The organism is Fundidesulfovibrio butyratiphilus (genome assembly GCF_054657235.1).
In genome coordinates, this window is the sequence record NZ_BAAHXA010000002.1 from 463589 (window position 1) to 478854 (window position 15266).

General features: G+C 65.4%; 13 protein-coding genes and 2 tRNA genes. 9 read left to right on the forward strand and 6 right to left on the reverse strand.

Annotation, left to right across the window (positions count from 1 at the left end):
* Positions 1 to 7: 7 nt before the first annotated feature.
* Both ACYQ01_RS13095 and ACYQ01_RS13100 read left to right on the forward strand, forming a co-directional pair.
* The gene (locus tag ACYQ01_RS13095; protein ID WP_459934303.1) at positions 8 to 2029 is read left to right on the forward strand and encodes a YfjI family protein; all 2022 of its coding nucleotides are present in this window, start codon (positions 8 to 10) and stop codon (positions 2027 to 2029) included.
* Positions 2030 to 2377: 348 nt separating this feature from the next.
* Positions 2378 to 2776, forward strand: coding sequence for a hypothetical protein (locus tag ACYQ01_RS13100; RefSeq protein WP_459934304.1), 399 nt, complete (start codon positions 2378 to 2380; stop codon positions 2774 to 2776).
* Between the two features lie 451 nt (positions 2777 to 3227).
* Here the strand turns inward: ACYQ01_RS13100 and ACYQ01_RS13105 are convergent.
* Positions 3228 to 3305 (reverse strand) — tRNA-Glu (locus ACYQ01_RS13105).
* A gap of 13 nt (positions 3306 to 3318) precedes the next feature.
* Positions 3319 to 3392: transfer RNA gene (locus tag ACYQ01_RS13110), tRNA-Gln, on the reverse strand.
* 141 nt (positions 3393 to 3533) lie between these two features.
* On the opposite strand from ACYQ01_RS13110, the gene ACYQ01_RS13115 reads away from it, so the two are divergent.
* Positions 3534 to 4241: a septal ring lytic transglycosylase RlpA family protein gene (locus tag ACYQ01_RS13115; protein ID WP_459934305.1), complete on the forward strand. Its 708-nt coding sequence runs from the start codon at positions 3534 to 3536 to the stop codon at positions 4239 to 4241.
* 105 nt (positions 4242 to 4346) lie between these two features.
* On the opposite strand, the gene ACYQ01_RS13120 is transcribed toward ACYQ01_RS13115, so the two are convergent.
* Positions 4347 to 4649 (reverse strand): integration host factor subunit alpha, encoded by a 303-nt coding sequence (locus ACYQ01_RS13120; RefSeq protein WP_459934306.1) that lies wholly within the window; start codon positions 4647 to 4649, stop codon positions 4347 to 4349.
* 26 nt (positions 4650 to 4675) lie between these two features.
* Positions 4676 to 5095 carry an HIT family protein gene (locus ACYQ01_RS13125; RefSeq protein WP_459934307.1) on the reverse strand — a complete coding sequence of 140 codons (420 nt, stop codon included), beginning with the start codon at positions 5093 to 5095 and terminating at the stop codon, positions 4676 to 4678.
* A gap of 119 nt (positions 5096 to 5214) precedes the next feature.
* Here ACYQ01_RS13125 and ACYQ01_RS13130 point away from each other — a divergent pair, with 119 nt between their 5' ends.
* The 6 genes from ACYQ01_RS13130 (at position 5215) to rlmN (ending at position 12093) form a co-directional block, all read left to right on the forward strand.
* Positions 5215 to 6240, forward strand: coding sequence for an elongator complex protein 3 (locus ACYQ01_RS13130; protein ID WP_459934308.1), 1026 nt, complete (start codon positions 5215 to 5217; stop codon positions 6238 to 6240).
* A complete protein-coding gene (locus ACYQ01_RS13135) occupies positions 6228 to 7379 on the forward strand; it encodes an amidohydrolase family protein (RefSeq protein ID WP_459934309.1) in 1152 nt (383 codons plus the stop codon). Before ACYQ01_RS13130 ends, ACYQ01_RS13135 begins: the two co-directional genes overlap by 13 nt.
* A gap of 71 nt (positions 7380 to 7450) precedes the next feature.
* Positions 7451 to 8383: an aspartate carbamoyltransferase catalytic subunit gene (locus ACYQ01_RS13140; protein ID WP_459934310.1), complete on the forward strand. Its 933-nt coding sequence runs from the start codon at positions 7451 to 7453 to the stop codon at positions 8381 to 8383.
* Positions 8384 to 8387: 4 nt separating this feature from the next.
* Complete coding sequence (locus ACYQ01_RS13145) at positions 8388 to 9704, forward strand: dihydroorotase (RefSeq protein WP_459934311.1); 1317 nt, start codon at positions 8388 to 8390, stop codon at positions 9702 to 9704.
* A complete protein-coding gene (locus ACYQ01_RS13150) occupies positions 9701 to 11026 on the forward strand; it encodes a tRNA nucleotidyltransferase/poly(A) polymerase family protein (RefSeq protein WP_459934312.1) in 1326 nt (441 codons plus the stop codon). Before ACYQ01_RS13145 ends, ACYQ01_RS13150 begins: the two co-directional genes overlap by 4 nt.
* Positions 11023 to 12093 (forward strand): dual-specificity RNA methyltransferase RlmN, encoded by a 1071-nt coding sequence (rlmN, locus tag ACYQ01_RS13155; protein WP_459934313.1) that lies wholly within the window; start codon positions 11023 to 11025, stop codon positions 12091 to 12093. Before ACYQ01_RS13150 ends, rlmN begins: the two co-directional genes overlap by 4 nt.
* Positions 12094 to 12355: 262 nt before the next feature.
* Here rlmN and ACYQ01_RS13160 read toward each other — a convergent pair whose 3' ends face one another.
* Entirely contained in the window at positions 12356 to 13396 is a 1041-nt protein-coding gene (locus ACYQ01_RS13160; RefSeq protein ID WP_459934314.1) for a DUF354 domain-containing protein, read from the reverse strand.
* On the reverse strand, positions 13393 to 15171 hold the full coding sequence (locus tag ACYQ01_RS13165; RefSeq protein ID WP_459934315.1) for a carbamoyltransferase C-terminal domain-containing protein: 1779 nt from the start codon (positions 15169 to 15171) through the stop codon (positions 13393 to 13395). The genes ACYQ01_RS13160 and ACYQ01_RS13165 overlap by 4 nt, the downstream gene beginning before the upstream one ends.
* Positions 15172 to 15266 lie beyond the last annotated feature (95 nt).

The following is a 15266-nucleotide window of genomic DNA, read 5'->3' on the forward strand; positions in this document are numbered from 1 at the left end:
TAGCCCCATGCAAAGCAAAAGCCCGGCTGGGGGGCCGGGCCTTGCGGAAAAAAATGGAAAGGGGCTCCGCACCCCCTTTGTGACCGACCTGACCCGCGCCGTCAACCAGAATCCCGACCTGACCAGAACGCCGCCTGCGGACCCTGACGCCGAACAATCGGTGCTTGCGGGCATCCTGTCGCGCCCCGAGCGGATGCTCGACGTGGGTCTGACGGCAGGGAGCTTCTACAGCCGTGAGCACCAAACCGTGTTCAGGGCCATGCTCCGGCTCAAGGAGCAAAACACGCCCCTGGACATGTTGACCCTGGCCGAAGCGTTGGCCCAATCCAGGGAACTCGACTTGATCGGGGGGCGGCCCTACTTGGCTGGCTTCGCGTCGGGGTTCACCGGCAACTTCAATGAAGCCGTTCGCATCGTCGGGGAGATGGAGACCCGGCGACGGCTGGTTGATGCGTCCCTCGCCATCTTCGACGGAGCGCACGACAACGCCCGCGACCTGGCCGAAGTGGTGGGGGTTGCCCAGCGCATTGAGCAGGCCAAACCAGCGCCATGCGCTCCCGTGTTCTTCGAGGAGCAGGCCCCGCCGCCCATTCCGCCGGAGATCGTGCCCGGCATCCTCCGGGAGTTCCCCGCTGCCCTGGCGGAAGCCGTACAAGTTCCCTTTGAGCTTGCCCTCTGCAATTCGCTGGGAGCGGTCGCCGTGGCCGCTCAACGCAAGTTTCGCGTCCAGGTGAAGGATGGCTACTCCGAAGGGCTCAACCACTACGCCCTGTGCCCTTTGCCTCCGGGGGAAAGAAAGTCCGCAACGGTGGAGGCCTGCAAGCGTCCCCTGGTGGAGTGGCAGAAACAGGCCCGCATAGAAGCCGCCGAAGTCATTCGGGACGCTGAGAGCGAGCGCAAGACCCTGGAAAAGGCCATCGAGCAGAAGCGGCAGAACGCGGGCAGGGCCGCCACGCCCGAAGCCCGGCGGGAGATCGTCGAGGAGATCAAGGCCATGGAGCGCGAGCTGCCCGACGTGCCCGCTTCCCCGCGCCTGCTGGCCGATGACTTCACGCCGGAAGCTCTTGGGGCGCTTATGGAGAAACACGGGGAGCGCATCGGCCTTTTGGAGGCGGAGGGCGGCCTGTTCGACACCCTGGCCGGGAAGTATTCCAACGGCGTTCCCAATCTTGACGCGGTGCTCAAATTCTGGAGCGGGGAGCCCTGCCAGATAGACCGACGCGGGCGGGACTCCATTTTCCTGACGGACCCGCATTTGACCCTGTGCATTTCCCCGCAACCCGAGATCGTCCAGGGCCTTGCCAACCGGCCCGGCTTCCGAGGGCGCGGCCTGGTTGGGCGTTTCCTTTTCTTCATGCCGCAAAGCCGCTTGGGGAGCAGGACCACGGAGACGCCCCCCATTCCCTTCGAGGTTGCCGAGGCCTGGAAGGCCACCTTGCATCGCCTCTTGGCCCTGCCGTGGGCGCTGGATGAGCACGGCGAGCCCACCGCCTACCGTGTTTGCCTGGAGCCTGAGGCCTATGACTTGTGGCGGCGATTCTCGGAAATGGTGGAGACGGAGCTTCGCCCCGGCGGGGAGTTCGAGCACATGACGGATTGGGCCGGAAAGTTCCCCGGTCAGGCCGTGCGCCTCGCCGGCCTGTTTCATGTCGCCACCGTCCAGGAGCCCCACCGGCAGGCCATCACCCGAGAGGTCATGCAATCCGCCTTGAGCGTGGCTGCGATCCTGGCCGAACACGCCAGGGCCGCCTACTCGCTCATGGGCACGGACCCGGCCCAAGAGTGCGCCAAGTCCGTCTTGCATTGGATCGTGCGTGACCGGGTGGAACGGTTCACGGCGCGGGACGCGCTCCAAAAGGTCAAGGGCCGCTTTCCCACCATGGAAAAGGTCAACCCCGGCCTGGCGCTCCTGGAAGAACGGGCCTTCATCTTTCAAATGGAGGCGGACAGGACCGGACCGGGGAGAAAACCGAGCCCGGCCTATGCGGTCAACCCTCTGACTTGGGAGGCACGCCATGGGGTTCGCTGAAAAGTGGTCCGAGGTTGAGCCTCCCCGCGCTCAAGGATCAACACCTAGGAGCAATATTCTCACAATCCTCAAAATTGCCCCGAAAGGGGCTTCAGAGGGGTATTCTGAGAATACTGAGAATATTGAGCATAGGGGTTCGACCCTGAGCCTTGGACAAGAGGCGGTCCCTCCCATTCCGCCCACCGATCCCTCCCTGGCGGCTTTGGTCCGGTTCGAGCATGACCCGCATGGCGTGGTGGCCTGGCTGGCCGTGCCGAAGAACCACGTGAGCCGTGACTCGGCACACTCCGCCAGGTGGCGAGCCTGTATTCAGCACGAAGCCCGGTTGCGGGTAGAGGAGGCTGGCCAATGAGCGCCATTTTCCAAGGCAAGCGCCGTTCTCCCCTGGTGGCGATCCGGGCCTACTGCGTCTGGTGTTGCGGCGGGTCCTCGCCGGAAGTGGCGGCTTGTCCATCCGTGACGTGTCCGTTCCATCCCTACCGTTTGGGGAGCATCCCCGAGGGCGTGAGCCGGTCCCTGCTCCGTGTCATCAAGGGCAAGTGCGCCGACTGCCGGCCCGAGGGCGCGAAGGACTGCGACGCCTTCCTGGGCTACGGCATTCATGAGCCATGCCCGTGCTGGCCATACCGTCTTGGGCGAAATCCGAACATCGGAGTTGAACAGCGTCAGAAACTCCGGGCTCATGGCAAGCGCTTGATGAATTTCACAGGCTCACAGGCGAAAATCGAGCCGACTTTGTCGGTCTAATCGCCGGGGCCTACACATACACCGTCCGGGACCGTGCGCGCGATCCTGGTACGGGGAAAGGGGGCTTGTTCCGCGAGGGGCAGGCCCTTTTTGCGTGGTCATGGGGGGCGCGGAAACAACTACGCGCGATAGGTTAAAATAGGCATCGGAAACAACTACGCGCGATAGGGGAAATGGGGCTGTAGCAGCGAAAGTGAACACTGACGCACGCGCGTGCGCGCGTAGCAATCTCAATGCCACAAGGGAAGACAGGTGTGGGGAACGCGTGTGGGGAAGCCCGGAGGTGACAGGCCCCCGCTCATGGCGGGCGACGCATTTCCCCCTCGACGCTCCCCACAAGCAAGGGGTGACGGGCTGGTGGAATGCCCGATTTCCAACGAGTTTGTGGGGAAGAGTGTGGGGAAAGAAAAAGGGACTTACGGCTTGCTTGCTGTAAGTCCCTGAATTTTCTTGGCGTCCCCAAGGGGATTTGAACCCCTGTTAACGGCGTGAAAGGCCGTCGTCCTGGACCAGGCTAGACGATGGGGACGCATGGTGCGCGTTGGCTGGGGGACTAGGATTCGAACCTAGGTTGATGGAGTCAGAGTCCATAGTCCTGCCGCTAGACGATCCCCCAACGCGCGAGAGCGCTGGTATTAGCTCAACAGGGGGTGCCTGTCAACAGGTTCTTGGCCTTGCGGCGCATTTTTCTCCTCGGACGCCGCCCAAGCCCGCGCGCCCGCTTGCGGGAATTCCTGGCTTGGCTTAGGCCGCAATCATGCGCCAGCGTATCACGGCCCTTGTTCTGGTCCTCTTCTGCCTGGCCTTGGCGGCCTGTTCCTCGAAAAAGCCCGTCGTCTACACGGGCAAAGGCACGCAGCGGCCGTACACCATCCGGGGCAAAACCTACTACCCCTTGGCTTCGGCCCACGGCTTTGCCGAGGAAGGCGTGGCCTCCTGGTACGGACCCGACTTTCACGGCAAGCGCACCGCCTGTGGCGAGACCTACGACATGTGCGAAATGACCTGCGCTCACAAGGTGTTGCCCATGAACACCATGTTGAGCGTCACCAACCTGGAAAACGGACGCCAGGTGCATGTGCGGGTCAACGACCGGGGGCCTTTTGTCTCGGGGCGTATCGTGGATCTTTCACGCGGGGCGGCCCTCGCCCTCGGCATGACCGGAAAAGGCACGGCCCGGGTGCGTCTGGCCACGGTGGGCGCCATTCCGGGCCAGAAGGACGGCGAGCTGCCCGGCCCGTTCTATGTGCAGGTGGGGGCCTTTTCCATGCGCTCCAATGCCGACAAAACCATTTTGCACATGTTGCGCAAGGGATACCTGGAATCGAGAATAGAAGAAGGAAGCCAGACGGGGCAATGGCTGCTGCGGGTTCAGGCCGGAACCTTCCCGACCCTGGCGCAAGCCCAGGCCGGATTGGACAGGCTGCGCAAGGACTATCCCGACGCTTTTGTCATCGCCCAGTGACGCGTCGACGCGCGGCCGAGACTGCAAGCGGGTGCGGAAACCGGCACACCCGTGTCTCCGCACCCGCATCAATTCGAGGGTGTCATGTTTTGGGGTTTTGTGGTACTAGGCTTCCTCCTCCGGATTGAGTTCCGCCCGAAACTTGCGCGACAGCCGAAACACCACCACCTTGCGGGGGGGCAGCACGATGGAGTCGCTGGTCTGCGGATTGCGGCCCTTCCGGGCGCGCTTGTCGTAGGCGTCGAACTTGCCGAACCCCGACACCAGCAACGATCCATCGCGCTTGATGGCTTGGCGCATGATATCGAGCAGGTTGTCCACCAAAACCTTTACTTCCGCCCGGTTCTTTTCGGTCTTTTCATAGATGAAGTCGACGATGTCCGCCTTGGTCAAAGTCTTGCCGCTCATGGCTCCTCCGAGGGGGGCGGTAATGGTTAACGAATTTGCGCCGCGATAGCCATGGCCAAGCTCCGCATTTGATCCGGCGACTCGTAGCCGGTCTGAGGCCACAGGGACAGCCCGTCCCCTTCCACTCGGGGGATGACGTGAACGTGGGCGTGAAAAACCATTTGACCTGCGCTGGCTCCCACGTTCATGCCCATGTTGCACCCCGTGGAGCCCAAGGCGGCCTCCATGGCTCGGCCCACGACGGCGGCCGCGTGGAGCAGGGCTTTCCCTTCCTCGGGGGGCAGGGCGTACAGGTCGGGATAATGCGCCTTGGGGATGAGCAGGCAATGCCCCGGCCGCACCGGAGCGATATCGAGAAACCCAAGGACGCGCTCGGACTCGTACACCTTGGCGCAGGGGAGTTCGCCGGCAACAATTTTGCAAAATATACAATTCGGATCGGTCATCTGTTCTTCTCCGCCTCCAGGCAAATGCTCGTGGGAAAACACATAACTCTCTGCTAGCGCGTGAGAAATTTTTTTGCAAGAGGTCTTGGAAAAAAGTGACCCCAGCAAGGGCCGAAAATATGGTTCCTTTTTCGCATCCTCAGCCTCCGGTTTCGTATCTTCCTGTTTTTCCAGTTTTTCTCCCGCAGGCCGGATGTCCCGGACGTTGCCTCTTCTGCGCCCAGGAGAAACAGTCCGGAAAGGCCCGGCCGGATCTGCAGCGCGAGGTGGACGCCCTGGGCCAGGCCCTTGCGCTTCGCACGTCCTCCCGTCGGCATGAATTGGCCTTTTACGGCGGCACGTTCACCGCGTTGCCGGACGATTTCGCCTTTCGATTTCTGGAGGTCGCGGCTCCGTTTCGGGCGCGGGGGGCGGTATCGGGCATTCGCTGCTCCACCCGGCCGGACGCCGTGTCGCCCGGACTGCTGGCGCGCCTGGCCGACGCGGGATTGACCCGGATCGAGCTTGGCGTGCAGTCCTTTCAGGACGAACCCCTGGCCCTGGCCCGGCGTGGCCACGACGGCGACGCCAGCCGCCGGGCCTGCGAACAGGTGCTGGAAGCCGGGTTGGACCTTGGCGTGCACCTGCTGCCCGGCCTGCCCGGGCACACGCCGGACGATCTGGAGGCCGACGCGGCCGAGGCCGCCAGGCTGGGGGCCTCTTTTGTGCGCCTGCACCCTTGTCTGGTGCTTGAAGGAACCGGCCTGGAAGCCGTATGGCGGAGGGGCGCGTTCGAACCGTGGTCTCTGGAATTGTGCCTGGAAGTCCTTCCCGCAACCGTTTTGGCCCTGTGGCGGGCCGGAGTGAACGTGGCTCGCATCGGCCTGGCCCCGGAGCCCGGGCTTCTCGCCGCGCGCCTGGCCGGACCGTGGCATCCGGCGCTGGGCATGCGGGTGCGGGCCAGGGCGCTTCTCGCCCACGTGGCCGAACTGCTGGACGGCCGCAGGGCCGCGCGTCTGGAGGTGCCATCCCGGTTCAGCGGCGAGTTCTTCGGCCACGCCGGGGAGTTGGCCCCGGCCTACCGGGCGCTCGGCCTGGAGCGCAAAGACATCGTGTTCATCAAGGGAGAACGTTTCACCATGACCATACACCCATGCGCCGCCTGAGGGCGCTTCGCCGCAAGCCGGCGTACGTGTTGCGGGCCGCGCGCCTGCTTTCCATGGAGCCGGGGCGTCCGGTCCTCGAAGACGCGGCCGTGGCCGTGGTCGACGATCGCATCGTGGAGGTCGGTTCCTGGCCGGGCCTGCGCGGACGCCACCGCGGTCCCGTGGAAGACCTGGGCCAGGTGGCGCTCCTGCCCGGCCTGGTCAACGCCCACACCCACCTGGAGCTTTCGCATCTTTCTCCCCCGCCGTTTCGGGGCCGGGGATTTCCCGCCTGGGTGCGCTGGCTCATGGACCAGCCCCTGTACGACGTGACCGGCCAGGACGTGGCCCGGGCCCTGGACGATCTGGAGTCCTGCGGAACCGCGGCCGTGGCCGATGTGGCCACACGCGTGGCTCCCCTGGTGGCTCGGGCTTTGGATCAGGCGGACATGGGCGGCGTGGTGCAGCACGAGGTCATCGGCTACGCGCCCTGGTCGCTCCCGCAAGACGTGGCCCCCGCGCGTCTGAGTCTGGCCGGACACGCGCTGTATTCCACGTCGCCGGAAAACCTGCGCGCGGCCAAGGCCTGGGACCTGGCCCATGGACGCGCCTTTTCCCTGCATCTTTCCGAACATGAAGCCGAACTCGAAGTCCTGGCCACGGGACAGGGAGAGTTCGCCCTGGCCCTCAAGCGCGGGCTTATTCCAAAGGATTTCCGACCGCCGGGCCGCACCCCCACGGCCTGGGCCGACTCCCTGGGGCTTCTGGACCAACGCACCCTGGCCGTGCACGCCGTGCATCTCACCCCTGGGGACGTGGCCGCCCTGGCCCGCAGCGGGGCCACGGTCTGCCTGTGTCCGCGCAGCAACGCGCTCATCGGCTCGGGGCGGGCCGATCCGGCGGCGCTCCTGGCGGCCGGGGTTCCGCTCTGTCTGGGCACGGACTCCACGGCCTCGGTGGAGACGCTCAACCTCTTTGACGAGTTGCGCTTTTTCCTGGAGACGTTTCCCGGGACCTGTTCCCCGGTCGACACCCTGGCCATGGTCACCCGCACTCCGGCCCGGGCGCTGGGCCTTTCCGACTACGGAACCGTGCGCGCCGGGTCCAAGGCGCGTTTCTCCATGCTTCCCGCCGACCTGGAAATCGCGTTGGACGATTGACGCGGCGGTGTGCGTATGGGAAAACCGTCGACGCCGCGCCGAACGCCACCTTAAAAGCCGGAAGGAACTCCATGACCTGGCCACATAAGGACTTGCTGTGCATCAACCAGCTTTCCCGCGAGGATATCGAAGAAATCCTGCGGGCCGCCAAGTCTTTCCACGAGATCAACAGCCGTCCGGTGAAAAAGGTGCCGATCCTTAAGGGCAAGTCCGTGGTGTTGTTTTTCGCCGAGCCCTCCACCCGCACCAAGACCAGCTTCGACGTGGCCGGCAAGCGCCTTTCGGCGGACACCTTCGCCCTGGCCAAGACGGGCAGTTCCCTGGCCAAGGGCGAATCCCTCAAGGATACCGTGCTCACCTTGCAGGCCATGAATCCCGACGCCATCGTGATCCGGCATCAGGCCAGCGGGGCGGCGGACTTCATCGCCAAACGCCTGGCCTGTTCGGTGATCAACGCCGGCGACGGCTGGCACGCCCATCCCACCCAGGCCCTTCTCGACGCCTTCACCCTCACCGAGCGACTGGGCGGCATGGAAGGGAAACACGTGCTCATCCTGGGCGACATCGCCCACAGCCGGGTGGCCCGGTCCAACATCGACCTTCTGACCAAGCTGGGAGCCACGGTGCGTCTGTGCGCCCCGCGCACCCTGCTGCCGGCCGCGCCCCAGTCCTTCGGCGTTCCGTACTTTTCCGACCTGGACGAGGCCGCGCGCGGGGTCGATGTCATCATGTGCCTGCGCTTGCAACTCGAACGCCAGCAGGCCGGACTTCTGCCCGACCTGCGCGAATACGCCGCCCGCTACTGCCTGGGCGAACGCCACCTGGCCAAGGCGGCCAAAAGCGTGGTCGTCATGCACCCCGGTCCCATCAACCGGGGCATGGACATTTCGTCGGACCTGGCCGACTCGCCGGGCAGCCTGATCCTCGACCAGGTGAGCGCCGGAGTGGACGTGCGCATGGCCGTATTGCACCTTCTCGTCACCCGCAAGGAACGCAAGGAGTAACGCCGTGTCCCAAGTCGATATGGTGATTCGCGCGGCCACGCCTGCCGAGCGTCCCGAAGATCAGGTGGACCTCTTCCTGGCCAAGGGCCGGGTGGTGGGGCTCGAACCGGCCGGAAGCCAGCCCGCGCCCGAGGGGGCCAAGGTGGCCGACGCCTCGGGCCTGGTGCTGCTGCCGGGCCTGACCGACGCCCACGCCCACCTGCGCGAACCCGGACAGGAATGGAAGGAAACCATCGCCACGGGATTGGCCGCGGCGGCCAAGGGCGGTTTTGCCAACGTCATGTGCATGGCCAATACCAGTCCGGTCAACGACAACGCCTCGGTCACCGAGTTCATGCTCGACCGGGCCACCCTGTCCCACCCCCGGGGGCCGCGCCTGTTTCCCATCGGCGCGCTCACCATGGGCTTGGAGGGAACGAGTCTGGCCCCCATGGCCGAACTGGCCCGGGCCGGCTGCAAGGCCGTGTCCAACGACGGACGCCCGGTGGCCAGCACGGAAATCTTTCGCCGGGCCGTGGAGTACGCCTCGGACCTGGGGCTCACGGTCATCGACCACTGCGAAGACCCCACTCTGGCCCCGGGCGCGGGCGTGAACGAAGGGGTGCTCAGCGCCCGGCTGGGCCTGCGCGGACAGCCCGACGTGGGGGAAGCCATCCAGGCCGCGCGCGACGTGCTCCTGGCCGAGTACCTGGGCATCTCCATCCACCTGGCCCACGTGAGCAGCCGCCACACCGTGGAGGTCATCCGCCAGGCCAAGGCGCGCGGGGTGGCCGTGAGCGCCGAGACCTGCCCCCACTATCTGTCCTTTACCGAGGACGCCGTGGGCGACTATGACACCGCCGCCAAGGTCAGCCCTCCGCTGCGCACCCTCCAGGATCAGCAGGCCCTGCTCGACGCCCTGGAAACCGGGGTGATCGACATCCTGGCCACGGACCACGCCCCCCATGCCGCCCATGAAAAGGAAACCCCCTTCGAAGAGGCCCCCAACGGCATTTCCGGTTTCGAGACCGCGTTGTGCCTGACCTGGGGGCTGGTGACCCGCAAGGCGCTTTCCGCCAAGGCCCTGGTGCGGGCTTGGTGCCACAGGCCGGGTGAGCTTTTCAACCTGCCGGTCAATCGCTTCGCTCCGGGAGATCCGGCCGATTTTCTGCTTTTCGACCCCCAGGCTTCCTGGAAGGTCACGGCCCAGGCGCTGGTGTCCAAGGGCAAGAACACGCCCTGCCTGGGCCAGACGCTCACCGGCGCCGTGCGCGCCAATTTTGTGGCCGGACGCCTCGTGCATGAGGCTTTCGGCAAAAAGCTTTTCGCGGAGGGTTCATGAGTCAGCCGTACAAAGACGCCGTCGCCATCTGCAAAGCCATCGGGCGCAATGGGTCGGACGCCTACGTGGTCAACGCCACCTTGCAGAACAAAGTCCTCAAAGGACTGCCCAAGCCCGAACTCGATATCTGCACCGACGCCAGTTTCGAAGAATTGCAGAAGCTCTTTCCCAGCGTCCAGCCTTCCCAGGGCGAACCCTTCGCCCAGTTGCACGAAGGGGCCGCGACCTTCTTTTTTCTCCCCGCCGACACGGCCGACGCCTCCCATCCCGAGGAGTGCCTCACCCGCATGACCACCCGCATGCTCAAGCATCTGGCCGAAACCGACGAACTGCCGGCCAACCTGGTGTGTCCCTTCATGCCCAAGGTGGCCGACACCTTCGACGGTTTCGCGGACTTTTCCGCCGGCGTGGTGCGCCTGCGCGGCATTCCCGACCAGACCCTGCGCCAGGACTACTTGCGCGCCGTGCGGGCCATGCGCTTTTCGGCCAATTTCGGCATCCCCGTGGAGCCCAATACCTGGATGGCCATCCTGCGCGGGGCCAAACGGGTGCTGGACTACGTTTCGGTCACCGACATCGTGGACGAATGGCGCAAGGTCGAGGCCTCCAACCTGGCCGCCTTCGTCAACCTGCTCTACGAGTCCATGATCCTGCACGGGCTCATTCCCGAGGTGGCGGCCCTGGCCCGCATCAAGCAGAAGAAAAACGACAACGAGGAAGAAACCGTCTTCGACCACGCCCTGGCCGTGATGCGCAACTACTCGGCCGAGCTGCCCTATGACTGGTTCGGGGCCTTTTCCTGCCTGTTCATCGGTGTGGGCAAGCTTTACACCGCCGAAATCGTGGACGACGTGTGGACTTTCCACCAGCATCACCGGGTGGGGGCCAAGGTGACCCGCAAGATCCTCACCCACCTGCGTTTCACGTCCACGGAGATCGATCTGGTCTGCCACCTGGTGCGCAACCACACGCGGTTTTTCTCCATGCTCACGGACAAGGGCATCCGACGTTTCCAGGCCCTGGCCGAATATCCCCGTCTCATCGAGCTGGCCCGGGCCGATATCCGCAGCCGGGGCGGCAACTACAAGGAATTCAACCACAACCTCAAGATGCTCGAACGCACGCACGTGCCTGAGGAAGAGCTGGAGCCCCTGCTCAACGGCAACGAGATCATGACCATCACCGGGCTGCATCCCGGACCCACCGTGGGTATCATCCGCGACGCCCTGCTCGAAGCGCAGGTGTGCGGGGACGTGGCCTCGGTGGAGCAGGCCGTGGATTTCGTGAAGCATTATGCCCAGAAGGAACAATTGGGAGGATGATCCCCTCCTCCGACAAGCCCAATCTCCTGGACCTGGGCTTCCACGAGCTGGAAACCCTGGTCACCGGACTGGGACAGCCGCCCTACCGGGCCAGACAGGTCTGGCAGTGGCTGTGGCAGAAAGGGGCCACGGACCCGGAAGAAATGACCAACCTCTCCAAGGACCTGCGCAAGGCCCTTGGAGAGGTTTCCACGCTTGTCTCCCCCCGGGTGCTCAGTCGGCTTCAGAGTCGCGACGGCACGGTCAAGCTCCTGCTCGGGCTGGCCGACGGCCAGGCCATCGAAACCGTGCTCATCCCGGAAAGGGACCACTTCACCCAGTGTCTTTCCACCCAGGTGGGCTGCTCCATGGGCTGCACCTTCTGCCGCACCGGAACCCTGGGCCTGACCAGAAATTTGACCCACGGCGAAATTCTGGGCCAAGTTCTGGTGGCCCGGCGTGAATTGGCCCAAGCCGGCGGGCGCCTGGGGCTGCGAAACCTGGTAGTTATGGGCATGGGGGAACCCCTGCTCAATTACCGCAACCTCATCACCGCCCTGGAATCGCTTCACCATCCCCAGGGGCTGGATTTTTCCTCGCGGCGCATCACCGTGTCCACGGTGGGCGTCGCGCCGGGAATCCTGGAATACGGACGTACCGGGCTCGGTTCCCTGGCTGTGTCCCTGCACGCCCCCACCCAGGAGTTGCGCGCCGAAATCATGCCCAAGGCCGCGCGTCTGCCCCTGGATTCCCTGCTGGCCCTTTTGGCCCAGTACCCCCTCAAGTCCCGGGAGCGCCTGACCTTCGAATACGTGCTGCTGGGCGGAGTCAACGACGCCCCGGAGCACGCCCGGGAGTTGGTGCGCCTGCTCTCGCGCGTCAAGGGCAAGGTCAACCTCATCGCCTACAATCCCTCGCCCGGACTGCCCTACCAAGCCCCGGACCCCGGCCGCGTGGAAACGTTTCAGAAGATGCTTTGGGACAAGGGCGTCACGGTCACGTTGCGCAAGAGCAAAGGACAGGACATCAGCGCCGCCTGCGGACAGTTGGCCGCCGAAGCGGCCGGCCAGGAGCGCGCGAGCGACTGACGGGTAAAATTATGCCTCCGGCGGCCGGGGGGAGTGACTCCCCCCGGTCCCCCCCCTGTGCGTGACCGCGATTCGACATCCGCGCATCGCCTGAAGACGCATAAAGACTTCGGTTTTGGACCGGGGCTTGTGATTCACGAAATATTTTGCCGGCCCGGGAGCCAGTCCGCCACATGCGGGGGGCTGGGGGCGGGCTCCGCCCCCAGCGGGGTCCAGGGGCGGCGCCCCTGGCCGCCAGAGGCGCTTGCCGTTTCCTCTGCCCCTACCGCCGGCCGAACTCCTCCACCAGGTCGGCGGCGAAGGCGGCCACATTCACCCGTTCGGCCACGATGCGCCGGGCCGTGTCGCGGCAGGTGGCGCGGTCGTCGGACAGGGGCAGGTGGGCTTCCAGGGCTTGGGTCAGGTCGTCGTGTCCGGGGCGGGCCAGGGCAAGCAGGCCGTAGGCGGCCAGTTCACCGATGTAAAAGGGCCGGGCCGGGTTGATGTAGAGTCCGGGAATGCCGAGCAGGCAGGCTTCCGAGGCGGTGGTGGCTCCTTCGGTCAGGCAGAAGCGGGAAAAGGCCAGCAGGTGGTGGAAGTCCTCCGGGGCCAGGGCCGGGGTCAGGGGCGGGGCCACGGCGGCCAGTTCCTTCGGGTAGTCGCCTTCCGGCACCACCACCACGGTTCCCTTTTCGGCCAGTCGGGCCACCAGGGCCAGCTTTTCGGCCGGCTGGGCCCGGCGCATGTCCAGGTCGTGGCCGGCTTCCCAGGAACTCAGGCGCACCACGCTGTAAGGCCGTTGCGGGTCCAGCCCGTAGCGCGCGGCCACGGCCGGATCGGGTGTGAAGAGGTCGGGATGCGCGTAGGCCAGCTCGTGCAATCCCCGGTAGCGGCGCTGCCTGTTTCCCAGGTCGTGGGGATACCCCTGGGGCGTGGCCAGGCAGGTGGCCAGGGGATAGACGATACGGTTTTCCATGGTGGCGGTGTCGGTGTCGGTGAAGACCACGCAGGGTCGGCCGGTGATCCGGGCCGCCACCACGCACAGTGTTCCGCCTATGGACGCGGTCACGTCGATGCGGTTTTTCACCAGAAAAGCGGCCAGCCGGGTCGTGTGCTCGGCCAGTTCGATCCCCAGTCCCAGGCGTCCCTGGCGCTTGGCCCCCATGGAGGCGGCTTTTCGTCCCTGGGCGGCCAACAGCCGGTGCACGATGGCCATGTCCCGGCAGGTGAAGAACACCCGGTGCCCTCTGGCTTCCAGCAGGCTGGCCGCGTGGCGGAAAAAATGGACGTGCCCGGGGTGGCCCAGGTCGAAACAGACGTTCACGCCGTGCCCGCGGTCTTGCGGATGAGGGTGTCGTCCACCACCACGCAGTCCAGGCCCGAGCGCAGGAGCACGTCCACGGCGTCCACGGCCCCGGTGACGATGGGGTAGCCGTGCAGGTTGAACGACGTGTTGAGCACCACGGACTGGCCCGTGAGCTGCCCGAACCGCTCGATGAGCTTGTGGAAGCGGGCGTTGCTCTTTTCGGTGACGATCTGGGCCCTGGCCGTGCGGTCGGCGTTGTGCACGCCGGCCATGAAGTGCGGACGCAGGTCCGTGGTGTCGAAGGTCTGCATCATGAAGGGCGAGATGGTATCCTTGGGCAACGATTCGGGAATGGCCACGTAGCGTTCGGCGCTTTCGCGGGTCATGGCCGGGGCGAAGGGCATCCAGAAGTCGCGCTGCTTGATCATGCGGTTGATCACCTGCACCACGCCCAGGTCCGAGGGGTTGGCCAGGATCGAGCGATTGCCCAGGGCCCTGGCCCCGAACTCCATGCGCCCCGAGCAGCGGGCCACGATGCGTCCCCGGGCCAAAAGTCCGGCCACGGCGTCCTCGGGATCGTCCAGGCGCTCGGCGGTGATTGTGCCGGCGAAGCGTTTCAGGGCCTGGGGCAGGTCGGCGCCGGCCTCGGGACCCAGGTAGAGGTGGTCCAGACGCATGTTGCCCAGCGTGGACGGGTCGGCTTCGGCCTGGGCGGCCCAGGCCGCGCCGAACGGCAGGGTTTCGTCCCCGCAGGAGGGAAAGACCTCGAACGAGGCCACCTCGCCCAGTTCGGCGATGCGTTTGTTGGCCTTCACGTTCATGAACACCCCGCCCGCCGCCAGCACCCGGCCCACGCCCGTGGCCGAAACCACGGCCCTGGCCCAGCGCGCCAGCAGGTCCTCGGCAAAGGCCTGGAGCCCGGCGGCCAGGTTGTCGAAGCGTACCCGAACAAAGTCTCGGCGCAGACGGCCCATGAGGCGATGGGTGGGTTCGGCGATCTTGCGCCTGAACAGCATGGGGTTTTTGGGGTCCAGGTCGAGATAGGAGCGAAAGGTGTTCGCGATCCAGTCCGAATGCTTGGGGTCGGGATAGGGCGCCAGGCCCATGAGCTTGTATTCGTGCTCGTGGGGGGTCATGCCCATGAAATAGGTGACCGCCGAATAGATCTGGCCCAGGGAATGTCCCGACGGAGTCTTGGCCAGCAGAGTGAGCTTGCCGTCACGGGCGAGATACACGTGGGAGCAACTGTCGTCCCCGCCGCCGTCCAGGGTGAGCACCACGTAGGGCTTGGAGAAGTCCCGGCACAGGCCGTAATAGGCCGCGGCCGCGTGGTTGAAGTGGTGTTCGGCCCGCAGTGTCGGGACCTGGCCCAGGCCGTGGGCCGCCAGGTGGCCCTCCATGGTGCGGTTGCGCTTGGCGAACTTTCCCTTGAGCAGGGTGTTTTTCACCTTCCCGCGCAACCCCGGACCCAAGTGGCTATAGGCCAGGTAACACAGGGTCTCCACGTTGCCGTCGCGCACCAGCGACGTGCAGTCCTTGGCGGCTTCGGCGTACTGGCGCTTGAAGTCCTCCAGGGTGACATCCGGGCTGTGTCGGTTGGAAAGGCACACCCCGCGCACGTCGTCCGCCTTGAGCCCGCAGAAATCCATGGCCGCGTCCAGGGCCAAATGGGGAAATCCCATATGATTCTTCTCACGGCTCAGGCGTTCTTCCTGCAAGGCGTAGACCATGCGGCCGGCGTCGCACACCGCCACGGAGGCGTTTATTCCCTCGTTGATGCCGATATATACCACGATCCGCCTCGTTTTTCGCTGTTTGTTCGGGAACCGCCGCGTCCGGGACCGGGGTCGAGTCCGCGGGGTTCAAGGCCCGCAGGCGTCCGGTCGGG

Excerpts from the sequence above, each read along its gene's own strand:
- ACYQ01_RS13095 (WP_459934303.1), top strand. The coding sequence starts at position 8 with ATGCAAAGCAAAAGCCCGGCTGGGGGGCCGGGCCTTGCGGAAAAAAAT.
- ACYQ01_RS13100 (WP_459934304.1), top strand. The coding sequence starts at position 2,378 with ATGAGCGCCATTTTCCAAGGCAAGCGCCGTTCTCCCCTGGTGGCGATC.
- ACYQ01_RS13115 (WP_459934305.1), top strand. The coding sequence starts at position 3,534 with ATGCGCCAGCGTATCACGGCCCTTGTTCTGGTCCTCTTCTGCCTGGCC.
- ACYQ01_RS13120 (WP_459934306.1), bottom strand. The coding sequence starts at position 4,649 with ATGAGCGGCAAGACTTTGACCAAGGCGGACATCGTCGACTTCATCTAT.
- ACYQ01_RS13125 (WP_459934307.1), bottom strand. The coding sequence starts at position 5,095 with ATGACCGATCCGAATTGTATATTTTGCAAAATTGTTGCCGGCGAACTC.
- ACYQ01_RS13130 (WP_459934308.1), top strand. The coding sequence starts at position 5,215 with ATGGTTCCTTTTTCGCATCCTCAGCCTCCGGTTTCGTATCTTCCTGTT.
- ACYQ01_RS13135 (WP_459934309.1), top strand. The coding sequence starts at position 6,228 with ATGCGCCGCCTGAGGGCGCTTCGCCGCAAGCCGGCGTACGTGTTGCGG.
- ACYQ01_RS13140 (WP_459934310.1), top strand. The coding sequence starts at position 7,451 with ATGACCTGGCCACATAAGGACTTGCTGTGCATCAACCAGCTTTCCCGC.
- ACYQ01_RS13150 (WP_459934312.1), top strand. The coding sequence starts at position 9,701 with ATGAGTCAGCCGTACAAAGACGCCGTCGCCATCTGCAAAGCCATCGGG.
- rlmN (WP_459934313.1), top strand. The coding sequence starts at position 11,023 with ATGATCCCCTCCTCCGACAAGCCCAATCTCCTGGACCTGGGCTTCCAC.